This window comes from Pseudomonas sp. LS2P72 (assembly GCF_054897865.1).
Genome location: NZ_CM142708.1, coordinates 306,615 through 327,741 on the forward strand (window position 1 = coordinate 306,615; position 21,127 = coordinate 327,741).

Here is a 21,127-nt window from a genome sequence, read left to right on the forward strand (position 1 = left end):
TCTCTGGAGAAACACATGACTCTTTCTCACCACGTCGCGGTCATAACCAGCGATGAGCACGCCCTGATCGTCGCCAGTGATCTGGCCGAAGATTTCAAACGCGACAGCGCCTTGCGCGACCGCGAATGCCGTTTGCCACACCCGGAACTGGAAGTGTTTTCCCGCTCGGGTCTTTGGGGCATCAGCGTGCCAAAAGAATATGGCGGCGCCGGGGTTTCCAACGTCACCCTGGCCAAGGTGATCGCGCTGATCGCCCAGGCTGACGGTTCCCTCGGCCAGATCCCGCAGAACCATTTCTACGCGCTCGAAGTGTTGCGGGTGAATGGCAGCGAAGAGCAGAAAGAACGCCTGTACGCGGAAGTGCTGGCCGGCCAACGCTTCGGCAATGCTCTCGCGGAACTCGGCACCAAAACTGCCCATGACCGCGTCACCAGTCTGACCCCTGATCTGCATGGAGAACGTGACGGCTATCGCATCAACGGCCGCAAGTTCTACGCCACCGGGGCGATTTATGCCCAGCGCATTCCGACGTCAGTCGTGGATGAAAACGGCGTTCAGCAACTCGCTTTCGTCCCTCGTAACGCCAAGGGCCTGACGGTGATCGACGACTGGAGCGGCTTCGGCCAGCGCACCACCGGCAGCGGTTCGGTGGTGTTTGAAGATGTCTACGTCGCCGCCGAAGACGTGATCCCGTTTCAAAGTGCGTTCGAGCGCCCGACCACCGTCGGCCCGCTGGCGCAGATTCTTCATGCCGCTATCGACACCGGTATCGCCCGCGCCGCCTATGAAGATGCGCTGCATTTCGTGCGCACCAAGACCCGGCCGTGGATCGATTCCGGCAACGACAAAGCCACCGAAGACCCGCTGACCATCAAGAGCTTCGGCCACTTGAGCATTCGTCTGCACGCCGCCGAAGCCTTGCTGGAACGCTCCGGCGAATTCCTCGACAAGGCTCAGGCCACGACCAGCGCCGAGACCGTCGCCGCCGCATCGATAGCCGTCGCCGAAGCCCGTGCCATCAGCACCGAGATCTCCCTCGCCGCTGGCAGCACGCTGTTTGAACTGGCCGGCAGCCAGGCAACCTTGATTGAACACGGCCTGGACCGCCACTGGCGCAACGCTCGGGTACACACGCTGCACGACCCGGTGCGCTGGAAGTATCACGCCGTTGGCAATTACTACCTCAACGATGAAAACCCGCCACTGCGGGGGACCATCTGATGGTCGATGCCAAAAAGAAGATCCTGCTCAACGCGTTCAACATGAACTGCATCGGGCACATCAATCATGGTTTGTGGACGCATCCACGGGACAACTCCACTCAGTACAAAACCATCGAATACTGGACCGAACTGTCGCAATTGCTGGAACGCGGGCTATTCGACGGTCTGTTCATTGCCGATATCGTCGGCGTGTACGACGTCTACCAAAACTCGGTGGACGTGCCGCTCAAAGAGTCAATTCAGTTACCGGTCAACGACCCGCTGCTATTGGTCTCGGCCATGGCCGCGGTCACCAAAAACCTTGGCTTCGGTCTCACTGCCAACCTGACTTACGAACCGCCGTATCTGTTCGCCCGACGCATGTCCACGCTCGACCATCTCAGTCGTGGCCGGGTCGGCTGGAACATCGTCACCGGCTACCTCGACAGCGCCGCCAAGGCCATGGGGCTGAGCGAACAGGTGGAACACGACCGTCGTTACGACCAGGCCGATGAATACTTGCAAGTGCTCTACAAACTCTGGGAAGGCAGTTGGGAAAACGGCGCGGTGCTTAACGATCCGCAACAGCGGATCTACGCGCAACCGGAAAAAGTGCACAAGGTCGAGCACAAGGGCGAGTTCTATCAGGTGGAGGGTTATCACCTCTGCGAACCGTCGCCGCAGCGCACACCCGTGCTGTTCCAGGCCGGCAGTTCGGATCGCGGTTTGCTGTTCGCCGGGCGACATGCCGAGTGCGTGTTCATCAGCGGCCAGAACAAACCGTCGACCAAGGTTCAAGTGGACAAGGTGCGCGCCAGTGCCGTCGAGGCCGGGCGTAACCCTGAGGACATCAAGGTGTTCATGGGGCTGAACGTGATTGTCGGCGCCACTGAAGAGCTGGCCTGGGCCAAGCACGCCGAGTACTTGAGCTACGCCAGTGCCGAGGCCGGCGTGGCGCATTTCTCAGCGTCCACCGGGATCGATTTTTCCGAATACGCCATCGACGAACCGATCCAGTACGTGAAGAGCAATGCGATCCAGTCCGCCACCAAGAACCTGCAAAACAACGACTGGACCCGCCGCAAATTACTCGAGCAACACGCGCTGGGTGGTCGCTACATCACCGTGGTCGGTTCGCCCGAGCAAGTCGCCGATGAGCTGGAGTCATGGATCGCCGAGACAGGGCTGGATGGCTTCAACCTGACGCGAATAGTCACGCCAGAAAGCTATGTGGATTTCATCGATTTGGTGATTCCAGAGTTGCAACGCCGAGGGTCGTACAAGACCGCTTACGACAGCGGCAGCCTGCGAGAAAAACTGTTTCACGGCGAGGCGCATTTGCCTGAGCAACATACGGGCTCGGCATTCCGACGCTAAAAGCATCGCGGGCAAGCCTTGCTCCTACAGTGGATCTCCGGTGTCCACAGAACCCCTGTAGGAGCAAGGCTTGCCCGCGATGAGGCCCGACCAAACACCACACATTTAATGCACTGACTGGAAAACTCATCATGACCAAGACCTACTTCTCGCACCCAGTCAAAGCACTGGCCCTGGCCCTCGGCCTTTTCAGCTCCATCACCTTCGCCGCCGACGCGCCGCTGAAAGTCGGCACCACCGCCGCTTTCGCCATTCCCCTGGAAGCCGCCGTCGAAGAAGCCAAGAAACAAGGCCTGCAAGTCGACCTGGTGGAGTTCAGCGACTGGATCGCGCCCAACGTCAGCCTCGCTTCCGGCGACATCGACGTGAACTACTTCCAGCACGTCCCGTTCCTGGAAAACGCCAAGGCCGCCGCCGGTTTTGACCTGGTGCCGTTCGCGCCGGGAATCATCAACAACGTCGGCCTCTACTCGAAGAAATACAAAAGCTTCGACGAGCTGCCGGAAGGCGCCAGCGTGGCGATTGCCAACGACCCAATCAACAGCGGTCGTGGCTTGCAACTGCTGGCCAAGGCGGGCCTGATCACCCTCAAACCGGGTGTCGGCTACAAAGCCACCGAAGAAGACATCATCGCCAATCCGAAAAAAATCAAAATCCTGCAGGTCGAAGCCGTGCAACTGGTACGCGCCTACGACGACGCCGATCTGGTCCAGGGCTACCCGGCCTACATCCGCTTGTCGAAGACCTTCGATGCCGGCTCTGCCCTGCTGTTCGACGGCCTCGATCACAAGGAATACGTGATCCAGTTCGTGATCCAGCCGAAAAGCAAAACCGATCCGCGGCTGATCAAATTCGTCGACATCTACCAGCATTCGCCGGCCGTTCGTGCCGCGCTGGATAAGGCCCACGGCAAGCTGTATCAAGCCGGTTGGGAAAGCTGAAAATGACGGCCGCTATCCAACGGCGACTGGATATTCCAGAGTCCCACAACGCTATACACACCGAATTGCACCCAGACCTGAACCGCGCTCACGTACGCTTCATCGGTCTGGGCAAAACCTACACCGGCCAGCAAGGTCCGGTAGCGGCACTGCACGGCATCGACCTGGCGATCCAGCGCGGTGAAGTGTTCGGCATCATCGGCCGCAGCGGCGCCGGCAAGTCGTCGCTGATCCGCACCATCAACCGCCTGGAACAACCGAGCACGGGCCGCGTGCTGATCGATCAGGTCGACATCGGCGAGTTCGATGAAGACCGCCTGGTGGCGCTGCGTCGGCGCATCGGCATGATCTTCCAGCACTTCAACCTGATGTCGGCCAAGACGGTTTGGCAGAACGTCGAATTGCCGCTGAAAGTCGCCGGTGTGCCGAAGGAAAAACGCGAGCAGAAAGTCCGCGAATTGCTGGAACTGGTGGGCCTGCAAGAGAAACACAAGGCCTACCCGGCGCAGCTTTCCGGCGGTCAGAAACAGCGCGTCGGCATCGCCCGTGCCTTGGTGCATGACCCGGCAATTCTGCTGTGCGACGAAGCCACTTCGGCGCTGGACCCGGAAACCACGCAATCCATCCTCGGCCTGCTGCGCGAGATCAATCAGCGCCTGGGCCTGACCATCGTGCTGATCACCCATGAGATGGCGGTGATCCGCGATATCTGCGACCGAGTCGTGGTGCTGGAACACGGACGAATCGTCGAACAAGGGCCGGTCTGGGAAGTCTTTGGCAACCCCCAGCACGAGGTCAGCAAAACCTTGCTGGCGCCGTTGCAGCACGGTTTGCCGGAAGAACTGCAAAGCCGCTTGCAGGCACATCCACAATCCTCGGACGCCGCTGTTGTGCTGCGTTTGCAGTTCACCGGCAGCGCCAGCGACGAGCCCGACCTGGCCGCGTTGTTCAGTGCCCTCGGCGGTCGCGTGCGCTTGCTGCAAGGCGGTGTGGAACGGATTCAGGGCCATGCCCTCGGGCAATTGCTGCTGGCGGTGACCGGTTCGTCCCTCGGCGCAGAGGAATTGCGTCAACGCGCTGGCAACTGGGCGCAACAGGTCGAGGTGCTGGGTTATGTGGTTTGATCGCTTGCTGCAAGGCTTCATCGACACCTTCCTGATGGTCGGCGTGTCGTCATTGATCGCGCTGCTGGCGGGCATTCCGCTGGCGGTGATTCTGGTCACCAGCTCCAAGGGCGGCATCTACGAAGCACCGACGCTGAACCGCGCATTGGGTGCGTTCGTGAACCTGTTCCGCTCGATTCCGTTTCTTATTTTGATGGTGGCGCTGATTCCGTTTACGCGGCTGATCGTCGGCACCACGTACGGCGTTTGGGCGGCCGTGGTACCGCTGACCATCGCCGCCACGCCGTTCTTTGCGCGCATCGCCGAAGTCAGTTTGCGTGAGGTTGATCACGGGTTGATAGAAGCGGCGCAGGCGATGGGTTGCCGACGCCGGCACATCGTTTGGCATGTGTTGTTGCCTGAGGCGTTACCGGGGATTGTCGGCGGTTTCACCATCACCCTGGTGACCATGATCAACTCATCGGCCATGGCGGGGGCGATCGGTGCCGGTGGACTGGGGGACATCGCCTATCGGTACGGGTATCAGCGGTTTGATAGCCAGATCATGTTGACGGTGATTGTGTTGCTGGTGGTGTTGGTGGCGGTGATTCAGTTGGGTGGGGATCGGTTGGCCCGGGGGTTGAATAAGCGTTGATCTGCGTTGAACCTGAGTGGGCGTGCCCACTCCCGTTCAGATAGACCCGGTGAACGTCCGCTCAAACACACCGATTGATCTCATACGCTGACGTTCAAGAAAACCAACTTTTAACGGTGTTGGACAGTCGTTGAGAAAAACCGGGGGACTTCTGGTAGTAGGCTATGAAATTTCCAACGGCTCTATCTGGCGCACCAGGATAAGACCGCGTCATGAGAGATTGACCTTCGGCGCCGACAACCCCCAAGACAGTCGAATAACCTCCATCAAGATTCACTGATTGCCCTCCAGAACCGTTCAATCTGTCGAGCCTGGCCATAACCATGGACCATTCGGGCATCGTGTAACCGGGAGATTCATTGGTTCGCCCCTCGGTAGTCCCCATTGCCAGCCGTGTACGCTGCCCAACTGCGCCTGAGCTGGGAAGGCTGATGCCGGAACGAGCATTGGGCGCGCTCGCATGACCCAGCTTGCCCGGCGTGCTGGTTTGGTCGGTAAACTGAAACCGCGGCTGACTCAGCATTTGCTGAGGGAAGGTAGCCTTGCCGTCGTCTGAAAGCACAGGCCCGGAATGAATCATCGAAAGGTCATCCATCCGGATCTTCACATAACTTGAGCGATAGTCTTGAGGAATATTGGCATATTCCCTCCGGCGACCATCAATGACGTTGGGGCCAACGGATGCATAACCAGGGGCATCCTTACTCGCCCCTCCCCCCATGTTGAAAAAGCCGCCGTTTATAAAAGCCATCGCACCGGCGTTTTTTTTCCCAGCCTCAGACTTGATAGCTGCCCCCGACAAACTTTTGAGATGAACCGGGCGAACACCTCCCGCAACTTTTCCTTTCAGAGAGGCATCAATGGACAAATACGAAAGCCTTCTGTCGCTGTTGACGTCACGTGTGAGCCCAACGCCCATGCGATTGAAGAGTTCATTTCCTCCGACTACATCAACAGCGATTATTCCCGGCACAACGGTTCGAACCCGAACCCCCGAGTTAGTGGCCGCCACCGCATCATAGGCTGCTCTCCATCTCTTACTCGCCGCCTCTTTTGTCAAACCGTCGGGGTCAAAAAAATTCGGAGGACTGTTCCCGACCATCTCGAATACATTGAGCCCATCCCACGCCGGATCCGGACTTATCCAACGTTGCAACCAGGGTGCGTAATAACGAAACCCATAGCAGTAAAGCCCTGTCGCGTCCCGCTCTTTCCCCGAATACCGAATAGTTTTGTACTTAGCGACTAATTCACTTTTAGCAGCCCAGCATGCTGTGCCACCAAAGGGGTAATAGTGTTCCTGCGTCAGTACACCCGCCTCATCGTCCAGTTCCAAAGTGCTGGAACCGAGGTGATCGCTGAAGCTATAGCGCAGTTGATCGTCATGCGTACCCTCGGGCCAATGCAACGCTCGAACGCTGCTACGTCCTGCGTCGACGCTGATGACATGGCGCTCTTCCCCATCGGCCTGTCGATGGACTTCCAGACCGGGGAGATAACGGACTTCAGCACGCAGGGTCAGGCGCTTGCTCAGGCTGAAATGCACCTTGCGTAACCGATGACCGGGGCGGTCGTAGACATAACATTCGTAATCGCCGGGTTCACCCTCACGCTTGACCAAGGTCACCCGGCTCAACTGGTTGCGAATATCCCAAACCATGGCTTGTCCGCGTTGCAGCTCCAGCTGGTTGCCGCAGGCATCGAAACCTGAGGTGATTTCAGGTTCACCCGGCAATGCACCATCCTCCCGCTGAGCCAGGCTTCGGTTACTGCCCGCAGAGGTAAACATCGAGAAACCGGGCGCACCGCTGTGGCGGCGAGAGATCAGATTGCCCGCTGGGTTGTAATCGAATTGCTGTGTGTAATTGCGCCGCTGATTGGGGTCCAGCGGTGTGGGCAGTAATTGCGGTAACGCGGGTCCATGGCTTGGATTGGAGACTTCCCAGCCCTTGGCCTCGACCAATTGATACAGGCTGTCATAGCGGTAGCGGTTGATCGGTTCGATACGCTGGTTGTTGAAATGCGTCACGGATTGGGACTTGTCTTCCATCTCGACAATGTTGCCTATCGGATCGTAGAGGTAGTTCAGGTCCTGCAACGGCTTTTGATTCCCGACCGCCGCTACCAGCCTTGTCAAACGACCGTTCTCGGCGTCGTACTCAGCGCGCGTTTCAACGCCATTGCCCGCCGTTTCGCTTTCGATCTGGTCATTGGCGTTGTGGCGAATGTTACTGACCAGACATTGCGGTTGTTTGCCATCCCCAGTCAGTAGCAGCCAGACTTCACTGAGTTTGCCCGCCACGTCATAGCCAAAGGTTCGGGCATTGCCCATGGCATCGATCTGACGTTGGATCTCACCTGTAGGGAGGAAGGCGTAGCGGGTGACGAACGACTGTTCTTCCAGCAACTCCTCTCGGGCCTCCTCCTCGTCAGGCCAGTCGGGTGTTTCAAGTTCGGTGAGGAATCGTCGGCTTTCCATCAACACTGAACCCGTCAGACCGTAGTCGCCGACGCGTTGAGAGCCTGCAGTGCTGTCATGACGGATCAGTCGCCCGCACTGGTTGTGTTCGGCGAACACTGGACCGGCGCCGCCATAGGTCAACCGCTCCACCACCTGCGGCAGATCTCCTGCCGTCTGTTCCGTGACGGTTATCGGTCGTTGTTGATCGTCATAGTCGATGTGCCGCTGGTTGCCTCGACCGTCCCAGAACGAACGCAGCGAACCTGCCTGATCCGAAAGGCTCAACTGCCACCCGGCATCGACGCTGTCCGTCAGCAAAGAATCGCCGTTCAAGTCGAAGATTGTGGCCTGGTTCGGCTTCGGCGCCGTTCCCCACAGACGCGGGTCCCACGATTCAATCATCCGCCCTGCTGCGTCGAATATTTGCCGGGTGATGCGCGACTCGATGGCTGGTTTGTCCGGGTGACGGCAGTAGCCCACGCTGCGAATCACCAAGGCACGCGGATCCTTGACCGACAAGGTCGGTGTGGCAGTGTCATGGTGAACATTCATGGCATAACGATCCTTCGTGCGTGCTGAGGAAAGACTGAGCCTTTTATCACCTGACGGATACTGTAAAAAGTAACAGGGGGACGCAGATTGGCTGCACAGCAGCCCCCCACCGCATGGCGTATATTCGGCAAATCCCAATTGCCTGCGCAGCCGACCATGAAACAGACTCCCACTGACCTCGAGCAGATCACCTCCACCACCCTGGGTCATTACAACTCGGTGGCTGAAAGTTTTCGCGAAGGGACTCGCGATCATGATGTCAGCCAGAACATTGATGCGCTGCTGCGGCATATTCAGGGGGAGGCACCGTTCGACATTCTCGACTTTGGCTGTGGGCCGGGTCGTGATTTGCAAACCTTCACGCGCATGGGCCACACCGCTGTCGGGCTTGATGGCTCGGAGAAGTTTGCGCAGATGGCGCGTGAAGACAGTGGTTGTGAGGTCTGGCAGCAGGATTTTCTGAAGCTGGATTTGCCGGCTGAGCGCTTTGACGGGATCTTCGCCAATGCGGTGCTGTTTCATATTCCGCGTCAGGAATTGCCTCGGGTGTTGAAAGAATTGCGCGGGGCTTTGAAGCCGGGTGGGGTGTTGTTCAGTTCCAATCCGCGTGGCGAGAATCAGGAAGGGTGGAATGGGCCGCGTTATGGGGCGTACCACGATCTTGAGACGTGGCAGCAATTGCTGACGGCGGCGGGATTTGTGGAGCTGGAGCATTACTATCGGCCGGCGGGGCTGCCGCGAGAGCAGCAGCCTTGGTTGGCGAGTGTTTGGCGTAAGCCGGCGTAGCCTGTCAGGACGCAATCGCGAGCAAGCTCGCGAAGGTTTTCTAACGTTGCACAGCGACTTGATAGGTTGCCACTCCCCCATTCTCGTCAAACGCGGTGATGCTTCGATCGGCCAGCTGTCGCCCATCAATCTCACGTTCGCGTAAATCAAAATTCGCCACCAGTCTGGTGCCATCGGCGAACGTTGTCTGCTGTACCTGACGATCCTCAGTCAACCAACGGAAATCTGTCATCGCCTGAGTCGCCAGACGCTCATGCAGCGGGCGGAAGAAAACATCCTGACGAGCAATCACCGGTAACCGCTGCTTCAGCGTCGCCGCACTCAGGTGATACAGCGGCGGCACGTTGTAGAGCAATTGAGTCAACTCATTCTCGGCGCGCACATTGCTCAACTTAAGGCTGTCGAACAGCCAATGATGGGTGGTGATCACCGAGCCATGGAACACCGCCTGATAAAGCGGCAAGCGCGTTTGCGGAGCAAAGTGAACCGTGCGGTAGGGTTCCTTGAGGGGCACGGTTTTGAAGAAAACCTGCGGCTGTTCATCAGGAAACCAGCGGCCCAGGTAATAGGGCGACTTCGGATTCTTGCTCATATCCGAATCCCCCCAGCCGATCACCGGTGTCTGCATCCCATGGGCAAACAGTACACCTTGGGCCGTGGTGGCGTTGCCATCCTCGGAGCCGGTCGGTAGCTTCAACGTCTCGTTGACCCAGCGCGAGGCGTCGATGTTGCCCTCGGCATTTTGCACCTGAGTCATAGTCGCTCCCACACGGTAGCTATCAAACAGCATGCCGGTGGCGTAGGCATCCAGAAACCAGCTATTGAACCCGGCCTTGCTATGTACAGCCCTGATGCGCGCCTCAAGCAATGGCCGAACACAACGCGGATCGGTGTAATGTCCCGATTGCTGAAACCCGCTTTTGAACGTCCCGGATTCCAACATGATCGCGCATTCCTGATTGGCTCTGGAGCCCAGATGCGCAGTGGCCCAGTCCGGGTTTTCAGTGATGGTCAGCGCCGTCTCATAGGAATCATAAGGCGCCACCAGGTAGCCTGCGGCAACGCCTTGACGCACCGTTTCAGGGTGCCAGAGACCACCTTCCCAACCCTCGCCAAGGCCTAACCATAATCGCGACAAGCCCGCAGCTTTCAGTTGTTCGATAGTCGTTGGTGACAAGGTATTGCCCCAGCGTTCTGGTGTTGCCGTCACAGCATCGGAGAACGCCACTGCCAGCTCTGCACGTAATAAGCCGTAGCCGTCAGCCAATTTTTGCATGTCCGGTTCGACGACAGACTGCCAGCCGCTGCGTGCCTTCTTGTTGAGCGCAGCATTGAGGCTGCGTAGCAACGTGACTTGCTGGTAACGCTCAAGCGGTGGCTCAGCCCGGGCCAGTAACTGCGTACTTTCAGCGTCAAAACTGGTACGTAACTCGCTGGCCAGTACACCGTTACCGCGCAACCCTTTCAGCAAAGCTGGCCAGCTTCGAACATCGTCCGGTCCGAGCAGGTCGTTACCCCACAGATAAACATGACTGGCTCCCAGGAGCTTTTTGGCTTCGGGAATCTTCAGCAGTTTGTCGCTCAAGGTTTCGTATTGCCCGCTGTCGACCAACCACTTCCGATAGCGCTTGGCACCCGCCAACAGATCGACATCACCCAACGACAGCTTGAAAGTTAGCGGTGCATTGGGCTCAAGGGAGGTGAATTGATGATGGACAGTCAGAGCAAGGGTGTTGTTGTTTTCGGCGCTGAAGATCAGGCGATTGTTGTAAGGGTTGGTCATCAGCCAGTTCAGCGTGAAGCCACCGTGATCAACGCCCCACAGCGGCAAACTCAGGTCTTGGGTGGTATTGAACTCCCCCTGATCGAGCAGAAAGGTTTGCCACAACGGATCACCGGCAGGCACGTAACGCCCCTCGGCCAGCGGCAAGATCAGTCCTTTGCCCATAGAACTGCCGGGCTGTTTCAGAAAGCTCAGCTCACCGGGATCACGGGCCGTGATGGACAGGGACAGGTCACGCTGATCGAGAGCGGCACTCAGCGTCCAGGCGCCGTCATCCCACTGCCAGTCCATGCGATTGGCGCTTTGCTTGAGGTTGCTGACCTTATACCCAGTAACGCCCGACGAGGCTTGCACTGGCGAATGTTGTGCGGGGATGACGCGGATCGCCAGCGTGGCGGGATCGAGTTCGACGCGCCACAGCGAATTTTCCAGCACACTGCCGGCCAGCGTCGGGGGTGAAAACAACAGAGCGCCGAGCAACAGCACATAGCGCAGACAATAGGTCATCGGTGACATCGAAGTCCCTCCTCCATTTGGAAAGGGACCGTACAGCAACGCACCGCCCATGTAAGTAGGATCGTTCCCAAGCGTCACTCGGGAACGATCAACGCATCAATTACTGCGCTTCTTTCTTCGGTTCGCGAATCTTGTACCAAGCCACATAAAGCGCCGGCAAAAACAGCAATGTCAGCAACGTCGCAATAATAATCCCGCCAATCATCGCGTAAGCCATTGGCCCCCAGAACACTTCCCGGGCGATCGGGATCATCCCCAGGCTCGCCGCCGCGGCCGTCAGCAGAATCGGTCGGCGACGATGCTCCGTGGCTTGCACCACGGCATCCCACGGTGCATGACCGTCCTTCTCCAGCGCGTCGATCTGCGTCACCAGAATCACCGAGTTGCGGATGATGATGCCGATCAGCGCCAGAATCCCCAGAATCGCCACAAAGCCCATCGGCGTACCCGTCGGAATGAGCGCCAGCACCACGCCGATCAAACCGAGCGGCGCGACGCTGGCCACCAGGAACAGCTTCTGTACGCTGTGCAACTGGATCATCAGGAAGGTCGCCATCAAAAACAGCATCAACGGAACGACCTTGGCAATCGGCCCCTGGGCCTTGCCGCTTTCCTCGACGGTGCCGCCGGTGGCGACCTTGTAGCCCACCGGCAAACCGGCGGCGAATTTATCGATGTCGGGTTGGAGTTGTTTCACCAGGTCGGTCGGCTGAATTTCGTCGCGCACTGCCGCCTTGATGGTGATGGTCGGTTTGCGGTCGCGGCGCCAGACCAGCGGTTGCTCAAGTTCATAGCGCACGGAAGCGAACGCCAGCAGCGGAATCGACGTGCCGCCCGGCGTGACGATCTGCAAATTCTGCAGGGTTTCCGGGGTGCCGCGTTCGGCGTCTTCCGCACGACCCACCACGTTGATCAGGTAGATATCGTCATCGACCTGAGTCACTGGCACACCGACCACGATGCTGTTCATCAGGTTGGCCACGTCTTCCGACGACAGCCCCAATTGCCGCGCCTTGTCCTGGGCGATGTCGATGCGCAGGACTTTGCCCGGTTCGTTCCAGTCGTAAATGATCTCGCCAATGTGCGAGTTTTTATCCAGTTCGGTGGCCAGGGCGATGGCGTGCTTGCGCACCTGATCGATGTCCTTGCCGCTGACCCGGTACTGAATCGGCCGCCCCACCGGCGGGCCCATTTCCAGCGCCTGGACGTAGCTGCCGATACCGACAAAATCCTTGCGCAGGCGCTCGCGCAAGCGCTGGCTAAGCGCATTACGCGATTCCAGCCCTTTGCTGACGATCACCAGTTGCGCGTAGTACGGATTCTGCAATTGCTGGTCGAGTGGCAGGTAGAAACGGATCGCCCCTTCGCCGATGTAAGTGCTCCAGCGCACGATGTCCGGGTCGTCCTTGAACGTCGCCTCGAGCTTGTCCACAGCCTTGCGGGTTTCGGCGATCGAAGCGTTTTGCGGCAGGTTCAGGTCGACGAGGATTTCCGGACGGTCCGAGGACGGGAAGAACTGGTTCTGCACGAACTGCATGGAAAACACCGACGCCACAAACAGTGCAACGGTAATGCCGATCGCCCACCAGCGATTGCGCATGGCCCAGAGCATGCCGTAATTGAACGCCCGACCGATGCGCCCCGGTTCCGCGTCGTGAGGTTTCACGTTGGCACTGAGGATGTGCACGCCGATCACCGGGGCGAACAGCACCGCGACAATCCACGACACGATCATGGCCACCGCGATCACTGCGAACAGCGTGAAGGTGTATTCGCCGGCCGAGCTGGCGTTCAGGCCGATGGGCACGAAACCGGCCACCGTCACCAACGTACCGGTGAGCATCGGGAACGCAGTCGAGGTGTAGGCGAACGTGGCCGCTTGCTCCTTGGTCTCGCCCATTTCCAGGCGCGTGACCATCATCTCGACGGTGATCATCGCGTCATCCACCAGCAGCCCGAGCGCAATGATCAGCGCGCCGAGGGAAATCCGCTGCATGGTGATGCCGCTGTATTCCATGAAGACGAAGACCATCGCCAGCACCAGCGGAATCGAGCACGCCACCACCAGTCCGGCGCGCACGCCGAGGCTGATGAAGCTGACGATCAGCACGATCACCACCGCTTCGAACAATGCGCTGGTGAAGCCGCCGACGGCTTTTTCCACCACTTCAGCCTGGTCGGAAACGTTGTGCACGCCGACGCCCACCGGCAGGTCGGCGGTCAGGTCGTTCATGCGCTGGTGCAGCGCTGCGCCGAACTCCTGAATGTTGCCGCCCTTCTTCATCGCAATGGCGAGGCCGATGGCTGGACGGCCGTTAAAGCGGAATTCCGGCGTCGCCGGGTCAACGTAGCCACGGCTGATTTCGGCGACGTCGGCCAAGCGATAGAAGCGATCATTGAGTCGCAGGTTGACGTTTTCCAGGTCTTTCTCCGAGGCAAATTGCCCCGTCGTACGCACGGAAATCCGCTCGGGACCGGCCTCGATCACCCCGGCCGGGGTCACCGCGTTTTGCGATTGCAGGCTCTGCACCACCTGACGCTGATCGATGCCCAGCGCCGCCAGTTTGCGAGTGGAGAAGTTCAGATAGAGCACTTCATTCTGCTCGCCAACCATCTCGACCTTGCCCAGCCCCGGCACTTCGCGGATCTCGGCGCGGGCTTGCTCGACGTAATCGCGTAATTGACGCATCGACAAACCGTCGGCGGTAAAGGCGTACACAGAACCAAACACATCACCGAACTCATCGTTGAACCCCGGCCCTTGCAGGCCTTGGGGGAAGTCGCCGCGAATGTCGTTGATCTTCTTGCGCACCTGGTACCAGATTTCCGGAATGTCCTTGGCGCTGGTGGTATCGCGCAAGTTAACGAAGACCGTCGACTCGCCGGGGCGGGTGTAGCTTTTCACGTAGTCGAGGGAGTCGAGCTCTTCGAGTTTTTTCTCGATCCGGTCAGTGACCTGCTTGAGGGTTTCCTCCTGCGTCGCGCCCGGCCAGCGGGTCTGGATCACCATGGTTTTGATGGTGAACGACGGGTCTTCCTCGCGGCCAAGGTTCATGTAAGAGAACACGCCCATCAGCAGCGCGACGAACATCAAATACCAGACAAACGACTGATGCTTGAGGGCCCATTCGGATAAGTTGAAACTCCCTTTCATTGCGGGCTGTCCTCATCGATTTTTACTTTTTGCCCCGGTTTCAGGCTGTGCACGCCGGCACTGACCACTCGCTCGCCGGACTTCACCCCGTTGGCCAGGACCATCGTTGAATCAGTGCGGCTGATCAGGCTGACGTCTCGTGGGGAAACGGTTTGGGTCTGCGGGTCGATGACCCAGATCCGCGGTTTGCCATCGACCTCCTGGAGCGCGGTCAGGGGCAGTTCGATACGCGGTTTGATCGCGGAGCTAAGGCTCACGCTGATCGCCGTGCCCAGGCGAAAACCCGGCGGCGTGTCGGTCAGTGTCAGGCGGGCGCGACGGGTGCGGGTCGCACTTTGCGCCTGAGGTTCGATTTCGCGAACGATGGCAGTGGTGGTGATGCTCGGGTCGAGTTGGACGGCAACCTGAAACACCACGTCTTCCGGCAACTGGTCGACCAGCGTGTCGGGCAGGTCGATCACCGCTTCCTTGATGTCCGGCTGCGCCAGGGTCACCACTTGCTGGCCGGCGCTGACGACTTGCCCGGCTTCGGCGCTCCACGCGGTGACGATGGCCTTGTGGTCGGCGCGCAGTTCGACGTAATTGAGCTGGTCCTTGGCCTGATCGACCGCAGCCTTCGCTTGATCGAGGGAGGCCTGGGTGGTTTTGAGGTCGGTCTGCGCGATGTCGAGTTGTGCCTGGGCGCCCACGCCACGATCGAACAACTCTTGCTGACGCCGGGCGTTGGCCTGAGCGTTGATGAGTTGCGCCTGGACGCTGGCCAGATCACCCTGAGCGGAACGCAACTGGTTCTGCTGATCGGTGGGGTCGAGTGTGGCGAGCAACGCGCCCTGAACGACTTCGGCACCGACATCGACATTACGGCTGGCGATGCGTCCCGGCACCCGGAAGCCGACATTGCTTTCATAACGGGCCTGGATGCTTCCGGCGAAGCGGCCCAGGCTTTCTTCGTCCAGGGAATGGACCTTGATCGATAGCACCGGGCGCACTGGCTCCGGCGGCGGTTCTTCTTTCGAGCAGGCCACCAGCATCACACCGGCGCAAACCAGTAACAGACGCTTCATGGCTGGGCTCCTTCGGCTAAATCCTTATAGGTGTTTTCGGCGATTTCCACCTTTACGCCGGGGTGCAGCAACTGACCGCCGGCGATGACAACTTTTTCGCCACCCTTCAGGCCGGCGCTGATGATCACTTTGCCAGTCAGGTAGCGGCCGACCGTGACGGTGTGCAGTTGCGCCTTTCCCTCACCATCCACCAGCCACACGGCCGGGTCGCTGAGATTTTTCGTCAGTGCCGACCAGGGCAGTTCGATCGCCGACTTGCCCGGCGTCTTGGCCGTGGCACTCACCACCGAGCCGAGCTGCATGCCTTCCGGTAGTCCGTTGAGAGTGACTTTGACCTGCACCGTACCCGTCTGCGCGGAGACGGCCGGGGTGATTTCCCGAACGGTGCCAGTGGTTTTGATCTCAGGTTTGTCGAGCAGGCTGACGTCTACCGTTTTGCCCTCTGGTGGCTCTGTCAGCAGCGATTCGTAGACGTTGAACACTGCGTCGCGCTCGCCGTCCCGGGCCAGGCTGAAAATCGGCACGGTGGCCTGCACCACTTGGCCGACCTCGGCCTGACGCGCGGTAATCACCCCCGGCGCGTCGGCGACCAACGCGGTGTAGCCCAGTTGTTCACGGGCGTTGGCCAGTTGCGCCTGGGCCGCCGTCAGGGCGCTTTGGCTGCTGCGCAAGGCAGCCTGGGCGGAATCGTATTCGCTTTGGCTGGTGTAGCCCTTGGGCAAGAGTTTTTGCTGACGAACGAAAGCGGCGGCGGTCTGTTTGACTCGAGCCTGTTCGGCAACAACCTGCGCCTGAGCCGAGTTGACATTGGTTTGCAGGTCCTTTGGATCGAGTTTTGCCAGAACCTGTTTGGCCGAAACCCGATCACCGACATCGACTGTACGCTGGATGATCTTGCCGGCAACGCGGAACGACAGATCGGTCTGGACCCGCGCCTGAACATCACCGGTCAGGGTCACCGTCGCCGCGTAATCCGCGGGTTTTACCTCTTGTACGAATACCCGAGGGCGGTCCTTCTCGACCGTTTTTTTCTCGCCGCAGGCGCTCAGCAGGACAAGGAGGCTCAGGCCAACCACTGTTTTCAATCCGGGACCTACCATGCAGACTCCTTTGCGTTGTACGTTCGTGCCAATGGCGATACGACTGTGAGCTTAGAACAGGGTTCCCAGGGTGCGCATCACGGTTTGAAATAAAGCCTGGCGCACGATGACGTCGACAATAGGGCAGAATCACGCACCACGCAGCAGGAAGCTTCCCATGCTCAAAACCCTCGCGGTGGCCAATTACCGCTCGATCAGTAAATTGGTGATTCCGCTGGGCCGGTTGAACCTGATCACCGGTCCCAACGGCAGCGGCAAATCCAACCTCTACCGCGCGTTACGCCTGCTGGCGGAAACCGCTCAGGGCGGAGTGGTCAATGCGTTGGCCCGCGAGGGTGGGCTGGATTCGACTTTCTGGGCCGGGCCGGAAAACATCAGCCGACGCATGCGAAACGGCGAAGTGCCGATCGAACCGACCGTGCGCCACGGCGTCAAACGCCTGCGCCTGGGCTTTGCCGGGGAGGATTTCAGCTATTCGATCGCCTTGGGCCTACCGGAACCGACGCGCTCGTACTTTGCCCTCGACCCGGAAATCAAAAAAGAATGCATCTGGTCCGGACCGTTCTACCGCTCCGCCAGCCTGTTGGTGGACCGCGACGGCCCGATGATCCGCGCTCGCGAAGGTCGCAGCTGGGAAGTACTGACCCAGCACACGCCGAATTTCGACAGCCTGTTCGATCAGGTCGGCAGCTTGCGCACCTCACCGGAAGTCCTGCAACTGCGTGAATTCATCCGCCGCTGGCGCTTCTACGATCACTTTCGCAGCGACGCCGACGCGCCGGCGCGCCAACCTCAATTGGGCACCCGCACGCCGGTATTGCATCACGACGGCCGCGACCTCGCCGCCGCGCTGCAAACCATCCGCGAAATCGGCGATCCGGAGGCTTTGCAGACCGCAATCAGCGACGCGTTCCCCGGGGCGCGCTTGAATATCGAGCAGTTGCAGGGCGGCCGTTTTGCCATCGAGTTTTACCAGGAAGGGTTGTTGCGGCCCTTATCGGCAGCCGAGCTGTCGGACGGGACGTTGCGCTATTTGTTGCTGGTGGCGGCGTTACTGACGCCTCGGCCACCGACGTTGATGGTGCTGAACGAGCCGGAAACCAGTTTGCACCCGGACCTGTTGCCCGCGTTGGCGCGGTTGATTATCCGCGCGTCCGAGCAGTGTCAGGTGTGGGTGGTTTCTCATGCACGGCGGTTGATTTCGGCGTTGCAGGAGGACCCGGAGTGCAATTGCATTGTGCTGGAGAAGACATTGGGCCAGACCGGGATTGTGGGGCAGCGGATGCTGGATGAGCCGGCGTGGTATTGGCCGGACTAATCAGCGCCTGTTAAACCGAATCGCGAGCAGGCTCGCTCCCACAGTTGACCGAGTTGTCTCGGCGGACGCGGTCTAAATGTGGGAGCGAGCCTGCTCGCGAAGGTGGCCGAAAGATCACTACAAAGGTTGAAGAATCACCCCTGCCACTTCCCACCCTCGACAATCACGCTCTCAGGCTTGGTGTCATCGCTCAGCTCTTTACGCACATACTGGTCATACAGTTTGAGCAAAAACTTCTCTTCACCCAGCTTCGCCAACTCGACATTCACCCAATCACGCAGCTCGATATTGCCCTTCTTCACCGCCGGCGCAATCGGTGCTTCAGCGCCCAAGGTCTGGGTCAGCACGCGATAGCCAGGGTTCTGCTTCGCCCAACTGAACAGCACCAGATTGTCCTGCGCATACGCATCGCCGCGTCCATTGGCCAGCGCTTGCAGAGATTCGGAATTTTTCTCGAACTTGAGCAGTTTCCAGTCCGGGTGGTTCTTGGTCAGCCAGATATCGGCCGTAGTGCCGGTGGTGACGATGGTGGTGCGAGTCGCCAGGTCATCAAGGTTTTTCACCGAACTTGCCTGTGGCACCAGCGCCTGCACGGCAACTTTGAGGTTCGGGTTGGTGAATTCCACCGCTTCCTTACGCTCGGGGGTAACGGTCATGTTGGCCAGGATCAAATCGACCTTGTCGCTTTGCAGGAACGGAATCCGGCTCGCCGGTTCTACCGCGACGAACTCGACCTTGTTCTCATCGCCCAACAGGTCTTTGGCAAATTGACGGCCGATGTCGGTATCGAAACCGACGTAACGCCCGGCTTCATTGACGAAACCAAACGGCGGTTTGTCGGTGAAGACACCGACGATCAGCTTGTCCCGTGCTTTGATTTTTTCCAGATAACTGACACTGGTGGCCGCCGGTTTGGAGGGCTCTTCGGTTTTGTTGCAACCGGCCAGCAACGCGAGGCCGAGCAGCGGGAGTAGCAGCAGTGAAGTCTTGGCAGTTTTCATAGCAGTTCCAGTTCCTTTGTTTGAGTCGTTTTGGGTAGTGCGGCGACGTAGGAGAACTTCTCCAGGAACTGCTGCGCTCGTGCGGTCTGCGGGTTCGTAAAGAAAATCTCGGGAGGGTTTTGCTCAAGGATTCGCCCCGCATCCATGAACACAATGCGGTCAGCCACGGCGCGAGCGAAGGCCATTTCGTGGGTGACGATCAACAGGGTCATGCCCTCGCGGGCCAGGCCCTGGATGACTTCCAGCACTTCCTTGACCATTTCCGGGTCGAGGGCGGCGGTGACTTCATCGAACAACATGACCTTCGGGTTCATGCACAGCGAACGGACGATGGCGATGCGTTGCTGCTGGCCACCGGAGAGCTGACGCGGGAAGGCATCGCGCTTGTCCGAAAGGCCCACGCGTTCGAGCAAGGCTTCGGCTTGGGCACGGGCCTCGCGGCGGTCGCGCTTCTGCACTTTGACCGGGCCGAGCAGCAGGTTGTCGAGCACGCTCATGTGCGGGAACAGGTGATAACTCTGGAACACCATGCCGATCTGCTGCCGTACTTCGCGCCAGTCGGTGCCCTTGTCCAGCAACTCGCAGCCGGCAAAATTCAAGCTGCCGCTGTGGGCGACTTCAAGACCATTGAGGCAGCGCAGCAAGGTGCTTTTACCGCAGCCGCTGGGACCGAGGATGACGATCACTTCGCCTGACTTCACTTGCAGGTCGATCTCTTTGAGCACCTGCTGCTCGCCGAAAAACTTGTTGAAACCCTTGAACTCGATCAATGCGCTCATGCTTGCGTCCAGCGCCGCTCCAGCACGCGCGAGGCGGCCGAGAGCGGGTAGCAGATGAAAAAGAAAAACAGGAACAGTGCGCCGTAGATCAGCACCGATTCGTAGGTGCGCTCGATGATCTGCTGGCCGACCTTGATCACGTCCACCACACCAATCAGCACCGCCAGGGAACTGGTCTTGATGATCCGCGTGTAAACGTTGATGGTCGGTGGCGTCATGCGTTTCAGCGCTTGTGGCAGCAGCACGTAGCCGTAGAGTTGCGGGCCGTCCAGGCCTATCGATAACCCCGCTTCACGCTGGCCGCGAGGCAACGAACGCAACGCACCGCGCACCACTTCGCCGACTTCACTGGCGCCCCACAACGACAACACCAGCACTGCGCACCAGAAGCTCGGAATGCTCACGCCGAAGAAAATCGGCAGACCAAAAAACAGCAAATACAACCAGACCAGCACCGGGATCGCTCGGAACAGTTCCAGATAAACGCGCAGGATTGCGTTCAGCCATTTCGAGTTCAGCGTGCGCAAAACGCCGTAGAGCACGCCGCCAACGGTGCTGATGGCGATGCTCAGGAAAGAGATCGACAAGGTTTGCGCAGCGCCCTTGCCCAGTTGCGGCAATGACACCCAGAGCAACTCAAGACCCGAACTGGCCATGCTGGAGCCTCCTTTCCAGACGGCTGAGCAATAGCGACAGCGGTAGAAACAGCAGCACGCAAATCAGCGTCAGCACGGCGAGCATTTCGTAGGTTTTGTAGTAGAGCGCGATGTAGCTCTTGGTGGTGTAGAGAATTTCCGGCACTGCCACTGCCGAGACCACGGTGGTTTCCTTGAGCAGGAAAATGAAATTGGCGAACAGCGACGGCAGGCTGAGGATGCCGGCTTGCGGCAGGATCACGTAGCGCAGCAATTGCCCGTGGGACAGGCCGATGGAGCGGCCGGACTCGAGCTGCGCCTGTGGCACCGCGTCGACGCCGGCACGCAGCACTTCGGTGAGGTAGGCGCCGCCGAGGAAGGTCATGGTGATGATCGCCGCCGCAAAGCCCGAGACCTTGATGCCCAGTGCCGGCAAGGCGAAGTAGACGAAGAACAGTTGAATCAACAGCGGGGTGTTGCGCGCCAGTTCCACATACAACCCGACCAGCCGCTGCAAGTAAGGCGTGCGGAACACCAGAATCGTCGCGTTGATCAGTGCCACCAGCAACGACGTACCAATAGCGATAAAGCCAACCTGCAGCGTCACGCCCACGGCCTTGAGAAACGCCGGCAAGGTGCTGAGGATAAATGCGTAATCGAAGTTCATTGAACATCCTGGACGCCGCAGGGTAAGCGACGG

Annotated in this window: 16 protein-coding genes; 7 read left to right on the forward strand and 9 right to left on the reverse strand. The window is 59.2% G+C overall.

Going from position 1 to position 21,127, the window contains the following annotated elements:
- Window positions 1–15: 15 nt before the first annotated feature.
- From ACYZUA_RS01365 to ACYZUA_RS01385, 5 genes are all read left to right on the forward strand, one after another.
- Window positions 16–1,221 carry an SfnB family sulfur acquisition oxidoreductase gene (locus ACYZUA_RS01365; protein WP_461961785.1) on the forward strand — a complete coding sequence of 402 codons (1,206 nt, stop codon included), beginning with the start codon at window positions 16–18 and terminating at the stop codon, window positions 1,219–1,221.
- Entirely contained in the window at window positions 1,221–2,579 is a 1,359-nt protein-coding gene (locus ACYZUA_RS01370) for an LLM class flavin-dependent oxidoreductase (protein WP_461961786.1), read from the forward strand. The genes ACYZUA_RS01365 and ACYZUA_RS01370 overlap by 1 nt, the downstream gene beginning before the upstream one ends.
- A 131-nt stretch (window positions 2,580–2,710) precedes the next feature.
- Window positions 2,711–3,520 carry a MetQ/NlpA family ABC transporter substrate-binding protein gene (locus ACYZUA_RS01375; RefSeq protein ID WP_461961787.1) on the forward strand — a complete coding sequence of 270 codons (810 nt, stop codon included), beginning with the start codon at window positions 2,711–2,713 and terminating at the stop codon, window positions 3,518–3,520.
- A 2-nt stretch (window positions 3,521–3,522) separates the two neighbouring features.
- Window positions 3,523–4,644 (forward strand): methionine ABC transporter ATP-binding protein, encoded by a 1,122-nt coding sequence (locus ACYZUA_RS01380; protein ID WP_461961788.1) that lies wholly within the window; start codon window positions 3,523–3,525, stop codon window positions 4,642–4,644.
- Window positions 4,634–5,278: a methionine ABC transporter permease gene (locus ACYZUA_RS01385; RefSeq protein ID WP_461961789.1), complete on the forward strand. Its 645-nt coding sequence runs from the start codon at window positions 4,634–4,636 to the stop codon at window positions 5,276–5,278. The genes ACYZUA_RS01380 and ACYZUA_RS01385 overlap by 11 nt, the downstream gene beginning before the upstream one ends.
- Before the next feature lie 94 nt (window positions 5,279–5,372).
- Here ACYZUA_RS01385 and ACYZUA_RS01390 read toward each other — a convergent pair whose 3' ends face one another.
- Window positions 5,373–8,291, reverse strand: coding sequence for an RHS repeat-associated core domain-containing protein (locus ACYZUA_RS01390; protein ID WP_461961790.1), 2,919 nt, complete (start codon window positions 8,289–8,291; stop codon window positions 5,373–5,375).
- 156 nt (window positions 8,292–8,447) lie between these two features.
- Here ACYZUA_RS01390 and ACYZUA_RS01395 point away from each other — a divergent pair, with 156 nt between their 5' ends.
- The gene (locus ACYZUA_RS01395; RefSeq protein ID WP_461961791.1) at window positions 8,448–9,077 is read left to right on the forward strand and encodes a class I SAM-dependent methyltransferase; all 630 of its coding nucleotides are present in this window, start codon (window positions 8,448–8,450) and stop codon (window positions 9,075–9,077) included.
- 40 nt (window positions 9,078–9,117) lie between these two features.
- Here the strand turns inward: ACYZUA_RS01395 and ACYZUA_RS01400 are convergent, their stop codons facing one another.
- The 4 genes from ACYZUA_RS01400 to ACYZUA_RS01415 form a co-directional block, all read right to left on the reverse strand.
- Window positions 9,118–11,376 carry a glycoside hydrolase gene (locus tag ACYZUA_RS01400; RefSeq protein ID WP_461961792.1) on the reverse strand — a complete coding sequence of 753 codons (2,259 nt, stop codon included), beginning with the start codon at window positions 11,374–11,376 and terminating at the stop codon, window positions 9,118–9,120.
- Between the two features lie 100 nt (window positions 11,377–11,476).
- On the reverse strand, window positions 11,477–14,530 hold the full coding sequence (locus ACYZUA_RS01405; protein ID WP_461961793.1) for an efflux RND transporter permease subunit: 3,054 nt from the start codon (window positions 14,528–14,530) through the stop codon (window positions 11,477–11,479).
- Window positions 14,527–15,594, reverse strand: coding sequence for an efflux RND transporter periplasmic adaptor subunit (locus tag ACYZUA_RS01410; RefSeq protein ID WP_461961794.1), 1,068 nt, complete (start codon window positions 15,592–15,594; stop codon window positions 14,527–14,529). The genes ACYZUA_RS01405 and ACYZUA_RS01410 overlap by 4 nt, the downstream gene beginning before the upstream one ends.
- Window positions 15,591–16,694: an efflux RND transporter periplasmic adaptor subunit gene (locus ACYZUA_RS01415; protein ID WP_461961795.1), complete on the reverse strand. Its 1,104-nt coding sequence runs from the start codon at window positions 16,692–16,694 to the stop codon at window positions 15,591–15,593. Before ACYZUA_RS01415 ends, ACYZUA_RS01410 begins: the two co-directional genes overlap by 4 nt.
- A 157-nt stretch (window positions 16,695–16,851) precedes the next feature.
- On the opposite strand from ACYZUA_RS01415, the gene ACYZUA_RS01420 reads away from it, so the two are divergent.
- Entirely contained in the window at window positions 16,852–18,012 is a 1,161-nt protein-coding gene (locus ACYZUA_RS01420) for an AAA family ATPase (protein WP_461961796.1), read from the forward strand.
- Between the two features lie 134 nt (window positions 18,013–18,146).
- Here ACYZUA_RS01420 and ACYZUA_RS01425 read toward each other — a convergent pair whose 3' ends face one another.
- Genes ACYZUA_RS01425 through ACYZUA_RS01440 form a run of 4 tightly spaced genes read right to left on the reverse strand, consistent with a single transcriptional unit; the run spans window position 18,147 to window position 21,094 of the window.
- On the reverse strand, window positions 18,147–19,013 hold the full coding sequence (locus ACYZUA_RS01425; protein WP_461961797.1) for a transporter substrate-binding domain-containing protein: 867 nt from the start codon (window positions 19,011–19,013) through the stop codon (window positions 18,147–18,149).
- Complete coding sequence (locus ACYZUA_RS01430) at window positions 19,010–19,792, reverse strand: amino acid ABC transporter ATP-binding protein (RefSeq protein ID WP_461961798.1); 783 nt, start codon at window positions 19,790–19,792, stop codon at window positions 19,010–19,012. Before ACYZUA_RS01430 ends, ACYZUA_RS01425 begins: the two co-directional genes overlap by 4 nt.
- A complete protein-coding gene (locus tag ACYZUA_RS01435) occupies window positions 19,789–20,448 on the reverse strand; it encodes an amino acid ABC transporter permease (RefSeq protein WP_461961799.1) in 660 nt (219 codons plus the stop codon). The genes ACYZUA_RS01430 and ACYZUA_RS01435 overlap by 4 nt, the downstream gene beginning before the upstream one ends.
- A complete protein-coding gene (locus ACYZUA_RS01440; RefSeq protein ID WP_008148239.1) occupies window positions 20,429–21,094 on the reverse strand; it encodes an amino acid ABC transporter permease in 666 nt (221 codons plus the stop codon). Before ACYZUA_RS01440 ends, ACYZUA_RS01435 begins: the two co-directional genes overlap by 20 nt.
- Window positions 21,095–21,127: the final 33 nt, after the last annotated feature.